Genomic DNA, 16,582 nt, shown 5'->3' on the forward strand with positions numbered 1-16,582 from the left:
TCTATCTATTTACTAAGTTCCTTTCTAGCAGCTCTAATTACAGTTCAACTCTTCCATTCAAAGAATGCTATTTAGTTTCGTCATTACTTTTAATTGCTTGACAAGACTCTCTTTTGATAAGTGTAGCATTTACCTTTTCCACAATCCCTCGTTGCTGTTCTTTCTCAATAGATTCAATAAGAAGTGTTGTTGCTTTTTTAGCGATATCCGAAAATGAAATTTCGACTGTTGTTAGTGGTGGATTTAGATAAGATGAAAAAAATGAGTTATCGAATCCAATGATTGAAATATCTTCTGGAATACGTAACCCTAATTCACTTATTGCTTTATATGCACCAATTACCATCGTATCATTGCTTACAAAAATGGCTGTTGGCGGATTGGGCCCTCTAAGGAGATATTTTACACCTTCGTATCCACTGCTCTCCGTAAAATCACCATGGTAAATAGCATCCTTTGTCATCTCTATTCCGTGTTGCATTAGCGTTGTTTCGAAGCCTGCTAGCCTTTCTTTTGCAGACAATTTATTTAAATTTCCGGTAATAATACCAATAGAAGTATGTCCAAGTTCCAATAAGTACGATACCGCCTTAACGCTACCTTCATAGTTATCCGCATTAATATAGATCGCATTGTGATTTGTGTTATAAACTTCACTCGTATCTATCATAGCAATGAAATGTTTTTGTTCTATCAGATTAAATATAAGATCGTTTTCTGCTTCCTGCGTCCCTACAAAAATGGCTCCATCAATTATCTTTTGATAAAAAATACTTTGGACTTTTTTTAAATCTTCTTTTGAATATGCAATAGAGATAAGGACATAATAATCCATTTTATTTGCTTGGTCACTAACTGCACTAACAATTGGAGAAAAAAACGGGTTATCATGTATTAAAGTATCATCCGTTGATTTAATATGATGAGGTTCCTCATTATCTTTTATATCTAATAAAATGATTGCAATCATTTTATTTTTTACGCCAGCTAACTTTTGTGCTGAAGCATTGGGAGCATAATTGTATTCTTCAATGGCTTTCCAAACCTTTTCTCTTGTGGATTGTGGTATATCTGGATAATTATTAATAACTCTTGATATTGTACTTCTAGATAATCCTAAAAGTTTAGCTAAGTCCTCACTGCGCATAAAGTCTCCACCTAATCACTGATATTTATCATATTATATCAGAAAATATAGTTGGTGATTTATTCCATGTTCATTTATTTTTCATATAAAAAGAGGCTTCCATAAGGTCAAGTACCCTTTTGGACAACCTCCGCTCCGTGTTTTAGAGTAACAATTTTTTCACTACCAATAGACTATTCATTTTTAAACCAGAATTCTCTTAAATTAGCTGCTCCATTCGTAGACACAATGAATATATCCTGTGTTCCCTTTGCAGTTACATCTAATGATGGGGTACCACTCCATTGATAGTTAGACCAATCACCAGTTGGACCATAGTTAACAGATCCGATTCTTTGTCCATTAGGACTACCTAGTCTAATATCAAAACTACCACTTTCCGGTGAAGCATAGCTAACAGCAAATGCATTATACCCTGTGGATAAATCAACGCTATCAAATTTAATCCAGTTACCAGAATGAAACGTCCCTACGCCACAATTCCAAGATGTTACCCCACTTGAACCTGTAAAATCACACGCTTTCAATTGAAAGTCAGGAGCAATTGAAGGAGCAGAACCTCCACTATTTGGTGTATATCGCACCCATTCATAGGAGGCATTAGCATCCTCTCCTCCATATGCCCCTGCCCATTCATCAATGTTGTACGTATTCCACATATTCATCATGATTTTACTCGGATTACTCGGAAGGTTATCTGTTGCTGTAGCTACCAACTCACCATTGACATACCATCTAATATAGTCCTCCTGCCAATCAAATGCATACGTATTAAAACTAGCTGAAGCATCAAATCCTAAATCGTGAAGTATCTCATTCCCTCCTACACCGTTTGTGTAATAATTGAATTGAACCTTCGAAGTGTCGTTTCCTAGAAATTCAATATCAATCTCATCCCAAGGAGCTCCATTATATGAAGGCCCTGTATATGTGAAGAAAGAAGAAATTACCCCCGATACATTTGCTGGTTTCATAGATACTTCGTACAAACCATATCCATAGAAATTACTGGTCACATACTCTGCACATTCATAGTTATACGGTGCTGCGTATGAATTATTTGTACGAAGAGACAATTCCATTATACCACCATTAAAATTTACCCTATTTTCACTCCAATGACACCCAAAAAAAGGATCTCCATTCCTCCATCCATTAGAAATCTGCCAGTTTTGCCCATCATGACTTTGGAATGAATGATAAACTTCGTCCTCTGATATTGGGTTTTGCGCATAAGTCACCACCATAAAAGACATCATTATTAGCGTCAGCATTGTAATTCTAATAGTTTTAATAATTTTAATTGTAACCACTCCTAAATTTAGTTTGAATTACAGAATAATTTACTATACTTTAGACTGACTTTGATGCTAGCAATGTTGTTTACTCTATTACTTTTCTTCTTAACGACAATAAGCTAAGAGAACATATTAATAAATTGTTATATAAGGGGTGGATGTAGTAATAATCTATTAGCGTCTTTGTCGTCAGATTCTTTAATGTATTCAACGCTTTCTCTACACCATCTTATTTAACTGGCACTTAAGTGTCTGGAGGATTTCCATCTTATCTTCTACCTTTTTTAGCCAATACATTGTCAATAAACACACCTTGTACTTCTGGTGATGTTAATCCACCATCATCTTCCCCTAAAGCAAAGCCAATATAGCAACCGCAGGGACAGAAGGTACTTTCTTTCCATATGTGTAAGTATAAAATTCCAAAGTTATTGATGATATTTGATTAAGAGATCCTTTCCAATTGTTATTTCCATCTGTCTTAAATTCTACTTTAATGGATTAACAGGTTTTAAATCAGTTTCTTAAAATATAAGTTTGTTAAATAATCACTCTTAACTAACGCGCGTTAGTAAAAGAGTTAAAAAAAAACATTATTCACAGTAATATATTTTCAAAGTTGTTTGCTAGAAGAAACCGAAAACGTTTTCAATAACGATGTTAAACTATAAGTCAGAAAATTTCAATCACTTTCCCTAAAAAATTTGTTGCCTTTTTCATATTTGAAATCCACTAATCAAATTAATTGTCTTTTATACAAGAACTGGGCATTATGAAATTGATTAATGTTACACAAAATAATATTGACAGCAACAATAAACTTTTATAACCTAAAAAAGAAAGCGGTTTCCAAAAACTTAGGATAAATAAAGAGATAACTAGAATAGCATTTTAAGCAATTTCACTTTGAATTATTATCTATTTACCTTTTTCAAGTAGTATAAGAATATTTTATACATTTAATAGAAACCGGTTTCCTTATTAATCTAAAGGCGGTGATTAATTTTAACAACTTTTAGTACTAAAATTCTAAAAATTTGGAGGTTAATGATGAATCTTAGAAAATTAGTTATTTTTTCAATTGCAGTTATTCTATTTAGTTCTAGCTTTCCCTTTAAAAGTAATGTTTCAGCTGCTGAAAACCCATCAACTGATACAAGCTCAGCAATAAAAGATTGGGAATTGATTTGGTCTGACGAATTTAATGGCAATGATATTAATATGGAAAACTGGAGCTATGATGTTCCTACAAATGGGAGATATAACGGTGAAATACAATCGTATACAGAAAATAATGCCTTTGTTAAAGAAGGATCTCTTATTCTTGAGGCTAGGGAAGAAGATATTACAGAGGCAGATGGGAAAACATATAACTACTCTTCAGCTAAACTAATTTCCAAAGGTAAACAAAAATGGACGTATGGCAAAGTCGAAGTAAAAGCAAAAATGCCTTCAGGACAAGGAATTTGGCCTGCAATTTGGATGATGCCAGAGGATGAGCCTTTTTATGGTACATGGCCAGTTAGTGGAGAAATTGACATTATGGAATTATTAGGACATGAGCCTGATACAATCCATGGAACGATCCATTTCGGTAAACCACATCAACAACGACAAGGACATTATTATTTACCTGAAGGTCAATCATTTGCTGATGATTACCATATTTACAGCATAGAATGGGAACCTGGTGAAATTAGATGGTATGTGGATGGTCATTTATATCACACTGCAAATGACTGGTTCAATAAAAGTGATTCTAATGCAGATGACTATACGTACCCAGCACCATTTGATCAAGATTTCTTCTTAATTATGAACATTTCAGTAGGTGGGGGTTGGCCAGGTAATCCTGATGAAACAACAGTATTCCCTCAACAAATGGCAGTTGATTATGTAAAAGTCTATCAAAAAGATGAGTACCCTGAACGTGAAAAACCTATAAGTGAGGATAACGATGATGTTAGAGCTCCTCTTGAAGATGGTAACTACGTTTACAATGGTGGTTTTGACATAAGTGATCCTGAGGTAGGCGGTATTGAGGGTGTTGAATATTCTGATTATTGGACATTTTCTAAAGATGGTGGCGCCACTGCCAATCTTGTACCAACTGATGGTGTAATGGATGTAAAAATTCAATCAGGCGGTAATGTTGAGCATGGAGTTCAATTGCTTCAAGCTCCAATTCATCTTATAAAAGGAGCTAAGTATAAAGCTTCCTTTAGAGCAAAAGCAGAGAATGAAAGACCAGTAAAGGTTAAAATAGGCGCAGATGGAGATCGAAGTTGGAAAGATTATGCTGGCCAAGATCCTTTCACTTTAACAACATCTTGGCAAGATTATTCATTTGAATTTACTATGAATGATGAAACAGATGTTAAAGCTCGATACGAATTCAATATGGGTCTAAATGACGGTGATATTTCACTTGATGATGTAAGATTAGAAAAAATTCAAGATGCACCTCCTGTTGACCCGTCAAAAATTGTAAGAGACCCACTTCCAACAGGAAATTATATTTATAACGGTACTTTTGACCAAGGTACTGAGAGAATGGGTTTTTGGGAATTTAGAACAGACGAATCCGCAGATGCAACGAGATATATCGGAAGTGCAGTAAATGAAAGAAGATTTGAAGCATTGATCACTAATGGTGGTAACAATAAAAATTCAGTACAATTAGCTCAAAATGGTTTTAGCCTAGAGAATGGAAAACCATATCAATTAACCTTTGAAGCAAGTACAGAAGCAGAAAGAGAAATTCAGGTAGCGATCACGAACTCAAAGTCTGAAATAATACATGAAGAAATAATAAACTTAACATCAGAAACAGAAGAATATACCTTAGATTTCATAAATGATGCTGAAACGGACAATCAATCAGAACTCCAATTTAATATCGGTGGTAATTCAAACGATGTGTACATTGATAATGTATTCATGAAAAGACTACCATTGGAGCAAGTAGAAGGTAATCTTGTTAAAAATGGAATCTTTGATGGTTTAGCTAATTGGAGAGCAGAGGCATATAATCCTGGTAAAGCAACTTTTGCAGTAAATGAAGATGGACAAGCTAAAGCTGCTATTACTGATATAGGTACTGCTGATTGGAACATTCAGTTATTCCAACATGGAATTAATATTGAACAGGATGCTACTTATGAGGTATCTTTTGATGCAAAATCTACAGTGGATCGACCATTACGTGTCCAGCTTCAACATAATGGTGAAGAAGACAACAATTGGACAGGGTACTTTGATCAAGTAGTAGATTTAACAGATACATTACAGACATTTACCTACACATTTAAAATGACTGAACCAACAGATCCATCAGCCAAATATGGTTTTGCTTTAGGAAAAGATGCTGATGGATTAACACCAGCAGAAATACAGGATGTATTTATTGACAATGTCGTTATTAAAAAAGTAGAAGACAATAGCAATCCTGAAAATCCTCCAGGTACTGATGAGCCAGATACTGATGAACCGGGTACTGATGAACCGGGCACTGATGAGCCGGGTACTGATGAACCAGGTACTGATGAGCCAGGTACTGATGAGCCAGGTACTGATGAGCCAGGTACTGATGAGCCGGGTACTGATGAGCCAGGTACTGATGAGCCAGGTACTGATGAGCCAGGTACTGATGAGCCGGGTACTGATGAGCCGGGTACTGATGAGCCAGGTACTGATGAGCCGGGTACTGATGAGCCGGGTACTAACGAGCCAAATACTAAAGACCCAGAAGTAAAGCAGGGTGAAAATTCTGGAGACAAACAAAGATTACCTGACACTGCAACTAACATATTTAACCTACTAGCTTTAGGACTATTAGTAGTCATGTTTGGTTCAGTTTTAGTTATTATAGCTCGTAGAAAAAAATCATTTTAAAGTAAATAGCACTAATTCCTTTAAGGAATAGTGCTGTTTTTTATTTAACATAGAAAAACACGGTTGTACCCTTACACAATCAACAAAATGGCACATCTCTTTTCCTTTAATTGTTATAAATAACTATTAAACTTTAGTTCTTTGTTTCAAACATCCGAAGTCGATCAAGGATCATTTCTAGTCTTGCTCGGTTATACCTCTGTACAATAATAAAAGGAATGTTGAAAAACAATGCATATAAGATCATTACCCAACCCGCCCAGACTGGATTCCAAAAGAAAAAGAGCGGAGCAGGGAGAATTGATAGCCAATGAGCTAGTTCGGCTCTCTTCGTCTCGGCAGCAAATCTTTGAAGAGTGTCATTGTCGAACCCATGTAGAGACTTTTTTTCATATCCAAACTTAAAAAGGCGTGCACCATCTGGAACGGCTCCTTTCCACTTTTTCACACAAAAAAGACGATGCCATACATGACCTGAGTTTTCCCAAGCGGCAATCTTAAAAAGTGAGGAACTTCGTTGAAAATATCGTAATGGCACCAAAAAACAGAAAACAGAAACGAGTAGATGAAAAAAGGCCCAGGCTACCACGTCGATAATAATGGTCCACATAATTGAAAATGAAAAGATTGGCATATCGATTCCCCTGTCTAGACTTTAATGTTCCTTCCCTTCCATGTTACCGTACGCACTATTTTTGTCAGGTACAAAGAGTAGACAAAAACTCCTGTAAAGAATAGTAATAAGATAGGATATAAAGGAAAAACCCATATATAAAAATCACCTGTTTTTCTGGCAAGAAAGGCTGTTTGCCACGTATATAATAGATAGAAAAGAAGACTAATAACGATCACAGGCAGATTTGGTTGAAGAAAGGATATGATGAGCCCTCCTATCACAGCAAAACCACCACAGATCCAAAGATTGATGAAAAGCATGACAATTCTGTGAGTTGATTTCGAGGCAGTAGCAAAGTTCTTCGCCCAACCTTCTATCAACTGCTTCCATCCTTCAGGATACATCCGGAATGAAATAATGCCTTTACCACCATAGCAAAATATTGGAAACTGATTTTCCCTGAAGACTTCCGCAAGGGCAAAATCATCCATAATTGCGGTTTTCGCTTTTTCATGTCCCCCTGTATGAAAATAGTTCTCTCTGTCACATAAAATACAAGGACCAAAGGCGCCAGCTGCCGGAAGTTTCTCTCTCCAAGGGGTGAAAATATTCATGCCGATCATGACAATCATGTTAAATACAGCTGAGAAATTTTCATAAACTTGTTTGATCTTGTGATACGGTTGGACAGAAAAAATCCCTTCAGCACCATGGTCTAAATAAGATAATAGCAGTGTTTCGAGACTAGTTTCATGAACGAATTGAGTATCCGCATCTAAAAATAACAACCATTTCCCTTTCGCTTGCTTGGCTCCAGTCCAGCAAGCATGAGATTTGCCTGAGCCCATGTGTATAATCTTTTCATTTTGTAGGACAGTTGCTCCATATCGTTTTGCCACCGAAACGGTACGATCTGTTGAGCCATCATCAACAACGAATAGTTCAAATCGTTGAAAACTTTGTCGCTTTATAGATTGTAATAAGGCTTCTATCCTTCCTTCCTCATTTCGTGCAGGTATGATAATTGATAGTAAAGGAAGAGGGTTATGGGTAATTTTTTTTATAGGAAGTAATGGTGAAGACCAAAACATGAGCGCCCCGCTTATCACACCGATCATCGCAAGTAGCCAAATGCTAATCCATACTATAAACATTTCTCTTCCCCCCTCCTATAAAACAACCATTGTATGAATAGGCGCTTTTTGCTGCCTGCCACGAGCTTTTTTAAGGCAACTTCAAGTTCCATATGTCTGATCTCTTTCAACAATTTTATCTCGAACTTGCTGTCCACTTAACGTCACCATAGGCATTCCTCCGCCAGGGTTGACTGTTCCACCGACGAAATATAAATTTTCATAACGTTTACTTTGCTTACTATGTTTAAAGCCTTTATTTTTCTTCCGATCGGATACAGTGCCATATATTGAACCCCGATCAGAGTTATACGTACGTTGGATGTCTTCCGGTGTCCAAATATCTTTCGTAACAATATTTTCCCGCAATTGTTCAAGCCCCATCTTTTCCAATTTCATCAACACTTTTTCAGTAAATGCCTGATAATCTTCTGGGGTAAATGGGTTATCTTTTATATAAGGAATATGCGGCAGAATTTTTAAATTTTCATAGCCGGTCTTAGCCTGGGATGGGTCTGTTTTATTGACATTAACAAGGTAAATGACAGGATCATCAGGCAATTCATGACTGTGAAAGATTTTATCCATTTGCTGCTTGAGGTTTTCTGAAAAGAAAAAATTATGATGGCTCAGCTGTGGGTAGCTTTTTTTCACTCCTACATGGATAACCAACCCAGAACTCGCTGGTTCAAACTTCTTTTTAAGTTTACGAATTAAGGATTCTTTTTCTTGAAGTAATTTTGTGTAAACCGGAATTACTTCCATATTGGCAATATAGTAATCTGCTGTCAGCAATTCTCCACTCTCCAGCATTGCTCCGGTAATTTTGCCTTTTTCTTTTTGTAATTGAATGATAGCCTGATTCGTATACAATTGAACCCCTATTTCCTCAGCCAATCGTACAAGGCCACGTGCAAGCAAATGCATGCCTCCCGGTACATACCACACTCCCTGAGCATGTTGCATATATATCATCATATTTAAAACAGCTGGTGCGTCATAAGGAGAGGATCCTACATATTTAATGAAATATGAGAACATGTCACGAAATTGCGGATTACTAATTCTTTTATCAATCGCTTCATACATCGATGATCCCAAATCAAATGCCTTGATGGATTTAAAAATACCATGATAGCCCATCACTTCTTTTGTACTGTCAAAGCCTTTTTGAAAATATCCTTCTTCTGTAATGTCATATAGTTTTTTAGAATAATTAAGTAATTGTTTGTATTCGTCAATATCACTTTGTGTCAAATTAGCATTTTTCTCAAGCATGTCTTGAAGACTCTCATACAAATCAATCACATTGCCATTTGGAAAAAAGGAACGCCACTGATGCTCCAGTCGTAAAATCGGAACATAGTCCTCCATCCTTTTCCCGCTTGCAGCAAATAATTTTTCAAAAATATGGGGCATTGTTAAAATTGATGGTCCGAGATCAAAGCCAAAGCCATCTTGCTCAAGCCGATTCAATTTTCCTCCTAAATGGTTATTCTTTTCATATAGAGAAACCGCATATCCACTTTGAGCAAGAGAGATTGCTGCGGATAAACCACCCAATCCTCCGCCAATAACCAGCACTTTCTTCCTTTCATCCATCTTTCTCCACCCTTTCTCCGTCCTCAATCAATCTTAATGGCTGATTGCCTTCCTAATAGCATTCATTTTTTCCTCGGCTACATAGTTCCTCCATGATAAACAATCATAATGATGAGCCCGTACAGAGTTTAGAATTTCTCTATAGACTTGCGCAGAAAGAGAAACAGGCAGCTGACTATCTTCATCAAAGTAAGTGATGTTTTCAAAGAAACCTTCATAAAGTTCCTCTGCCCGTAAGGCTAGTTTTTCCCAGAGTTGAATGAAATTCGTATTAATCATTCTGTTTTGCAAATCAGAGCGTGAATATTGATACCTGACTAGTTCTTCTTCTGGTAAGTAGATTCGTTGCTTTTCGTGGTAATCTTCTCCGACATCTCTTAAAATGTTCGTAATTTGCATAGCAATTCCCAAGTTCACCGCAGGGCCACTTAAGTCACGGGGAGTATTGGAGGCAATAATCGGAAGAAGCATTCGCCCCACCGATCCGGCAACATAATAGCTGTATTGCTCCAAGTCCTGTATCGTTTTCGGGGTTGAAAAGTGTACATCCATCAACTGCCCATTTAGTTGATCATAAAAAGGCTGAGTAGACATTGGATAATCCTCAAACACTGAGCGTAAAGCTCTCCATAAGGGCACATCCGGTTCTGCACGATTTTGAAATAAATCCAGTTCTTTCTTTAATTGCTCTAATGCTCGCAACTTTTCTGCTTTTGTTCTGTTTTCATCGACACAATCATCCGCAATTCTGCAAAAGGCATAGATCGCAAAGACAGCATTTGACTTCTCCTTGGGGAGCTTTGAAAAGGCATAATAAAAACTTTTCGATTGTTTTCGAATAATTTCTTCACAATAAATAAAATCAGCTTGCTTTTGCCTCCAATTCATGTTGCTCTCCTCCTTCAAAACGTTAGTGGTAATCAATTTCATCCTTGGTCATCCAATAACAATTCCTGAACGGCAATTTTGGCAGATAGCAACACAATCGGTACACCTGCTCCTGGATGGGTACTGCTCCCCGCAAAATATAAATGTTCACAATGGGTCGATTTGCTTTGTGGTCGCATATGATTACTTTGTGATAAAGTTGGCTGTAATCCAAAACAGGCACCATTGTATGCATGAAACTTAGATTCAAAGTCTTTTGGAGTCATATACGTTTCCGTGACAATCTCGTTTTCTATCTGTTCAAAGCCCTTAATTTTCTTAAGTGACTGCAAAATGTATTGGCGATAATATTGAATCGTTTCATTATTCCATTCATATTTAGCCGTTGATAAATCAGAGACAGGCATCAGAATATATAAACCATCTTTTCCTTCCGGTGCGAGCGAAGGATCCTTTTTAGAAGCAATATACACATAGAATGACCCATTTTCCAATTGGTTTCCTTCGAAAATATCCGTTAAGTTTTGTTCCAGATTCTCATTAAAAATGAAATTATGAACATGCTCGATTTCTTCATATTTCCGGTCCATGCCCAAATACATTAAAAAGCAAGAACAAGAGTATTTCATACTATCAATCTTTTTATCTGTATATTTCCCTTTTGCTTTTACATCTTTAATAAGATGTTTCATAGCAAATGGAAAATCAGCATTACAGACAACATAATCAGCGTTGATTGTCTGATTTCCAAGGCGAATGCCAGTTGCTCTTCCATGCTCGATACATATTTCATCTACAGGACTGTTGTAATGAATCTTCCCCCCTAACTCTAGAAAGAGCTTTTCCATCGCCGTTGCCATCGTGTACATGCCTCCTTTGATAAACCAAACACCATAGAGGAATTCAATCATCGGGATCATCGTATATAATGAAGGACCATTATAGGGGGAAATCCCTATGTACAAGGTTTGGAAACTGATCATTTGCTTTAGACGTTCATTCTTTATGTATTTGCCAATGAACTGATCTGCACTGTCCAATGTTTTCAACTTCAGTGCTTGCTTAAGGGTGGACAGATTGTAAAAGTCTTTTGGCTGACGAAATGGTCGTTGAATAAAATGATTTTTAGCTACTAAAAATCGCCTATAAATTTCTTGAAGATATTGAAAGAAACCTTCTGCATCTTCTTCACTTATAGTTTCAATTGTCTTCGTAAGTGATGTTAGATCCGAGGAAATATCGTATGGGTGGTCGGGATCATCGCCAAAATATACTCGATACATTGGATCGAGCCTTTGCATTGGGATGTAATCATCCGGATTGCGTCCACAAAGTTCAAAGATTTCTCGATATAGTTCTGGCATCATCACAATGCTTGGTCCCAAATCGAATTGATAGCCATCCAATTCAATCCGATGCATTTTACCGCCTGGCATCGATTCTTTTTCATATAACTCCACTTCATACCCTGCATGTTGAAGACGAATTGCACTAGCCAAACCGGCAACGCCTGCCCCAATCACGACTATCTTCTTTTTCATCACTCAATCCTCACATTTCCTATTTTTTTATGATAATAGGTGCTTTTTAGTCATACTTGAAAGTAAACTATTTTCTCAAAAGTTATCATTCTTTCTTTTAAAACATTATATACATTTGTACAAGTTTTGTACAACTTTGAGTGTTTTATTCGACAAAAAAACAATAATAATGGCAATATTAGAGCCTTTTTGTATAATGTCATGATGAAAAGGTTATACAAAACAGTTATACAAAATGGATAAGGATTGAATAAAATGGATGCAAAGTTTATACTTTTGAAGATTTATTTACATTGAAGGCACTTAAAGCTTATAGGGCTGAGGGGATATCGATGAAAAAATCGGTCCAATTGTTAGCAAGCCAAAATTCAAATTAGGGACTCATGTCATCAACCAAATCCAGTTGAAATAAGTCCTTTCGTAGAAGATTTAATTGATAGCGGCGCTGTATATGACGAAGAGTCGCTTATTTTTTATTAAAAAAGCGCATCATATGCATGTTTTAGACTTGTTTTTACAAAATACAATTCAGTCTTTTTTACAGGGAATAGGTTTTTTATGGGATTCAGAAGATTGGGATGAAAGTCAGGAAACAGTTGCTAGTTTGGTAGTTAGAGATTTTTTAGCACAACTCAAGACTAATTTTGTCGTCGTATCAAATGGCGAGGTACAGATTAGCAGCACCGACTGCAAGAGGTGGGACCAACGCTTTATTTGTAGTAATCGGGACCTCAATATGTACGCCAAGAGTTTTGAAAAACGAGACGTCACACTCTTGATTGTATTGTTATGCCTTGGAGTTGTAGGCAAAAGCATCGGGTCAAAATTGAACTTACCCTAATAAAAAAAGCCCAACTAAATAAAATTAGTTAGACTGTTTTCTTATAAGCTTAAAAAACTCATTTACTTGTGGTACGGTTCACCGTGGTGTATCTAAATGAGGTTTATTTGAAAAAAATATGTGACAATTAATGTTTCCCTAAGCATTAAAACAAGTGAATAATAGTTCCGGTTGCTAACGAAATCCATGGCAGAAACCTTCACTTGTACTGCTATATTAAAAATAAAAAACCATTAGAGAGTTTCCCAAATGGTCAGAATATGTTTATTTATTATTATCTAACAACCTTTAATTCATTTAAGGTAATATCTTTTACAATCTTGGACAATATGTTGTTATTTATATCTTCCTCAATTATTATTTCCTTTAAAGAATATGTGTTTTCGAATAAGTAACTGTATGAGCCTTTTAATTCATTTAAGTAGATATCTGTATAAATTATATTTTTCTTTACAAAGTCATTTATTACTCTTTTATGTTGTGCATATCTCTCTTCAATCTCAAATAATCTTTCAAAACCCTCAAGTTTTTCCCTTGCTGACTCATTAAAAGGTTTTAGTTTAATATCATAATTTGTACTTCTTCCTACAACTTGACTGTAAAAATCACTATAACCCGTATATGTTTCAGGTAGTGGTACATTAAATTCCCTTTCAAAATATCCTATCTCGTCTAAGCTATCAAGATATGGATGTATAATTTGATCTAAAGAGATATCTTCATCTCCTTTTAAACTACTATTACATGTATAACAAGCAGGGATCAAATTATAGATTGAAACTCCTAATAATGGATGTATACTACGAGGTAAAAAATGATCTAAACTTGGTCTTATTTTCACTTGTCTTTCCACTGAATTTTCTGGTCTATAAACAGTATGCGTAAACTGAGCATTACAGTAAACACATACACTATTATTTAACGCCTCTATCAGTTGGTAAGGTCCCCATTTATCCCCTGGTTCTGAGGATGAAAAAGTCTCGTATTTAAAAATCCTATATAAGAATTTATTTAATTTTTCTTTTATCTCACCGATAGTTACAGTTTTTTTATTCTTTAATTCTAAAGAATGAACTAAATTATAGAATTCCTCTTCTAATATTATTAGTTTTTTTGGATTCCCTATAATTATTGAATTGAAATTCTTTAACAAATATTTTACCATCTCTCTTCTAGCATTTTTACTAATATCTATTTTTATAATTTTAGTTCCCATCTTAATTTTCTGAGGATAGTCCAAGTCCTGATACTTTATTAATCTACCATAGGGCCTTGAATTCAAATATTTCTGATTCTTCTTCTTACCAATACAATATTTTAAGTGCTTTAATTTTACTTCTCTTTTCAATTCCAACTTTCTCATAATTCACTTTCCAATAACTTAATCCTTTCTTTTAATATTTTTATTTCTTTTTCTTTATTTAATTTATTCTCATATGGTGTAATATATCTTTTTAACAACTGTATAGATTTTTCCTTTACAATTGGTTCACCAATTAGATTGAATAATTTTATGTAGCTCTCTTGTTTTTCATATGCCACATCCGGTTTAAGCATAATATCCTTTATTGCTTGATTAATTTTATATTTAGAATATTCTCCAGTTAAGCCACCTTTTAAGAAAAATGCATTAGCATATAAATCCTGAATATTTGCAGCAAATGTTTTTCCTATTCCCAATGCATCATTTAGATTTATTATTTTAGATTTATCTATTAATTCAATTGAATAATGAGGTAAATCTGAAATAATTAAAGGAGAATGTGATGTTAAAACAATTTGTATTTTTCTCTCACTAAAGATATGGTTCAGTGCTTTAATTAGTATGAAAATATACTTTTTCTGCCATTGAGGATGAAAGTATAGTTCTCCTTCATCAATAAAAATTAGTAAATGCGAATGTTTATATACTTCTCTATTCACTTTGTAAAACCTACTAAGAAACCCTAGAAATGAATATTCTCCACTGCTAAGGTTTCTCCAAGAAACTTCAAAAACTTTTTCTTCATGATATTTTTTAAAATACTCATAAAGAATAGAACATTTTGAACTAACAGAAATTTTGTTATTAAGTAAATTTTTTTGATAATTTGCTTCACCAAGTAATTGCTCTATAATATAAAGATGATCCTTAATTTCATGTAATTTACTTTTAAAAACATCTATTAGGTCATTTAAATAATCAATTTCAAAAATTTTGAAAGATTCTTTTATTTCTTTATCATAATTATCTATTTCTCTATATTCATTTTCTATTAAGTCGATATACATTTCATCATAGTCAATAAAAGCGTCATCCTCTATCTGTAGAAATCCATCATAAATTTTAGTTTTACTATTAAGTCTTAATAGGTTTATATACTCTGATTCTATTTCATCAATAAAATCAATGAATTTATTAATTGGACCTCTACTATTAATCCACTTTTTAAAATTACTTTTTATTACATTAATATTTAAATCCAAGTTTAACATTGTAGTTTTAATCTTATCAAACTCTTCGTCTGTTAAATTAGACATATTTTCAAACTGGTCTATAATTAGATAATTCATTTCAGTCACAATGTATTCCCAAGAATAATTGGTTAAATTATATTTTTCTTTTAAACTTAAAATATCCTTTTTTATAATAATTGATAATGCTTCTTTATCCCCAGAAAATTCATTTATATGCTTCAACAATATAATTTTTATATTTTCTTTCAATGCATTTATTTCATCATCTGTCTCAGCTTCTTGATTGATATTTAAATTTATCCATACTTTTTCAAACTCATATTCATTCCAAATTATTCTTCCTAGATTATTATCTGCGTTAGTATTCAGAATATATATTAAATCTTCAATCCATTTAATTAATTTCAAATAATAGTTATATGATATTATATCTAATATTTCGTACTGCTTATCTTCAAGCAAACTAATTTTTATATCAAATTCTCTAAACTTATTTATTATTGTATCTAAGTCTGTAATTACATTAGCTTCATTGATATTCAGGTGAATTTCACCTGGAACTTTTATGTAATTATCTAACTCCAATACTTTTCTATATAGTATAGTAAATAAGATATTATGTTCATTTTGTTCTTTTCGATATGCATTTAGTGAAAAGGAGCTATTTGCTAATTGCTCTTCAACTATTGCATTAGTTGAAATGTTTTGTGTTATCTTATTTGACCTATAAATATTATTGCCATCAAAAACATTGGAATAGAAAATAATATTTAATTTATTTGAAATAAAACTTATTGATTTTCTCCATGCTTTAAATGTGCAATTTATCTTACTTTGAATATTCGAAGCAAAATAAAAGTTATCCTCTTCTCGAAATACAACAAGGTAATTATATTCCTTGTTAATATGATTATTTAATATACCTAATATAGTTTTTAAAACTGTTGTTTTACCTGCTCCATTTTCTCCTATTAAGGCATTAATATTTGTGATATTATCACCAAATAAATCTTTAATAAAACTATCATTAATTGACTTTTTTATTGTATTACTAGAAAATATGTATGAAAATTTATTACTTAAATTTAATGATTGTTTGAACTTCCCATTAGATATATAAATATACTCTACAATCATTTATTCTTTTCTCCCTATAAGTTCTTAT

Annotated in this window: 11 protein-coding genes; 2 read left to right on the top strand and 9 right to left on the bottom strand. The window is 34.0% G+C overall.

The annotated features are described in order from the left end of the window. Window positions 1-67: 67 nt before the first annotated feature. Together LC095_RS10475 and LC095_RS10480 are read right to left on the bottom strand one after the other, a co-directional pair. Window positions 68-1,147: a LacI family DNA-binding transcriptional regulator gene (locus LC095_RS10475; protein ID WP_226528147.1), complete on the bottom strand. Its 1,080-nt coding sequence runs from the start codon at window positions 1,145-1,147 to the stop codon at window positions 68-70. Between the two features lie 173 nt (window positions 1,148-1,320). Further along, entirely contained in the window at window positions 1,321-2,403 is a 1,083-nt protein-coding gene (locus tag LC095_RS10480) for a family 16 glycosylhydrolase (protein WP_226528148.1), read from the bottom strand. Window positions 2,404-3,495: 1,092 nt separating this feature from the next. Between LC095_RS10480 and LC095_RS10485 the strand changes: the two genes are divergently transcribed. Then, window positions 3,496-6,339: a carbohydrate binding domain-containing protein gene (locus LC095_RS10485; protein ID WP_226528149.1), complete on the top strand. Its 2,844-nt coding sequence runs from the start codon at window positions 3,496-3,498 to the stop codon at window positions 6,337-6,339. A gap of 133 nt (window positions 6,340-6,472) precedes the next feature. Here the strand turns inward: LC095_RS10485 and LC095_RS10490 are convergent, their stop codons facing one another. From LC095_RS10490 to LC095_RS10510, 5 genes are all read right to left on the bottom strand, one after another. Beyond that, window positions 6,473-6,973 carry a glycosyl-4,4'-diaponeurosporenoate acyltransferase gene (locus tag LC095_RS10490; RefSeq protein WP_226528150.1) on the bottom strand — a complete coding sequence of 167 codons (501 nt, stop codon included), beginning with the start codon at window positions 6,971-6,973 and terminating at the stop codon, window positions 6,473-6,475. Window positions 6,974-6,987: 14 nt separating this feature from the next. Then, complete coding sequence (locus LC095_RS10495; protein WP_226528151.1) at window positions 6,988-8,109, bottom strand: glycosyltransferase family 2 protein; 1,122 nt, start codon at window positions 8,107-8,109, stop codon at window positions 6,988-6,990. Between the two features lie 81 nt (window positions 8,110-8,190). Next, complete coding sequence (locus LC095_RS10500; protein WP_226528152.1) at window positions 8,191-9,690, bottom strand: phytoene desaturase family protein; 1,500 nt, start codon at window positions 9,688-9,690, stop codon at window positions 8,191-8,193. Between the two features lie 33 nt (window positions 9,691-9,723). Further along, on the bottom strand, window positions 9,724-10,578 hold the full coding sequence (locus LC095_RS10505) for a phytoene/squalene synthase family protein (protein WP_226528153.1): 855 nt from the start codon (window positions 10,576-10,578) through the stop codon (window positions 9,724-9,726). A gap of 38 nt (window positions 10,579-10,616) precedes the next feature. Next, on the bottom strand, window positions 10,617-12,119 hold the full coding sequence (locus tag LC095_RS10510; protein WP_226528154.1) for a phytoene desaturase family protein: 1,503 nt from the start codon (window positions 12,117-12,119) through the stop codon (window positions 10,617-10,619). A gap of 451 nt (window positions 12,120-12,570) precedes the next feature. Between LC095_RS10510 and LC095_RS10515 the strand changes: the two genes are divergently transcribed. Next, window positions 12,571-12,960, top strand: a complete 390-nt coding sequence (locus LC095_RS10515) for a hypothetical protein (protein WP_226528155.1) — start codon at window positions 12,571-12,573, stop codon at window positions 12,958-12,960. A 274-nt stretch (window positions 12,961-13,234) separates the two neighbouring features. Here LC095_RS10515 and LC095_RS10520 read toward each other — a convergent pair whose 3' ends face one another. Then, the gene (locus LC095_RS10520; RefSeq protein ID WP_226528156.1) at window positions 13,235-14,323 is read right to left on the bottom strand and encodes a hypothetical protein; all 1,089 of its coding nucleotides are present in this window, start codon (window positions 14,321-14,323) and stop codon (window positions 13,235-13,237) included. Beyond that, a complete protein-coding gene (locus LC095_RS10525) occupies window positions 14,320-16,554 on the bottom strand; it encodes an AAA family ATPase (protein ID WP_226528157.1) in 2,235 nt (744 codons plus the stop codon). Before LC095_RS10525 ends, LC095_RS10520 begins: the two co-directional genes overlap by 4 nt. Window positions 16,555-16,582 lie beyond the last annotated feature (28 nt).

The sequence above is a fragment of the Metabacillus niabensis genome, assembly GCF_020524345.1.
Lineage (GTDB): Bacteria > Bacillota > Bacilli > Bacillales > Bacillaceae > Metabacillus > Metabacillus niabensis_B.

Coding starts and splice junctions, on each gene's coding strand:
- LC095_RS10500 (WP_226528152.1), bottom strand. CDS start 9,690: ATGGATGAAAGGAAGAAAGTGCTGGTTATTGGCGGAGGATTGGGTGGT.
- LC095_RS10520 (WP_226528156.1), bottom strand. CDS start 14,323: ATGAGAAAGTTGGAATTGAAAAGAGAAGTAAAATTAAAGCACTTAAAA.
- LC095_RS10505 (WP_226528153.1), bottom strand. CDS start 10,578: ATGAATTGGAGGCAAAAGCAAGCTGATTTTATTTATTGTGAAGAAATT.
- LC095_RS10515 (WP_226528155.1), top strand. CDS start 12,571: ATGACGAAGAGTCGCTTATTTTTTATTAAAAAAGCGCATCATATGCAT.
- LC095_RS10495 (WP_226528151.1), bottom strand. CDS start 8,109: ATGTTTATAGTATGGATTAGCATTTGGCTACTTGCGATGATCGGTGTG.
- LC095_RS10490 (WP_226528150.1), bottom strand. CDS start 6,973: ATGCCAATCTTTTCATTTTCAATTATGTGGACCATTATTATCGACGTG.
- LC095_RS10480 (WP_226528148.1), bottom strand. CDS start 2,403: ATGTCTTTTATGGTGGTGACTTATGCGCAAAACCCAATATCAGAGGAC.
- LC095_RS10525 (WP_226528157.1), bottom strand. CDS start 16,554: ATGATTGTAGAGTATATTTATATATCTAATGGGAAGTTCAAACAATCA.
- LC095_RS10510 (WP_226528154.1), bottom strand. CDS start 12,119: ATGAAAAAGAAGATAGTCGTGATTGGGGCAGGCGTTGCCGGTTTGGCT.
- LC095_RS10475 (WP_226528147.1), bottom strand. CDS start 1,147: ATGCGCAGTGAGGACTTAGCTAAACTTTTAGGATTATCTAGAAGTACA.
- LC095_RS10485 (WP_226528149.1), top strand. CDS start 3,496: ATGAATCTTAGAAAATTAGTTATTTTTTCAATTGCAGTTATTCTATTT.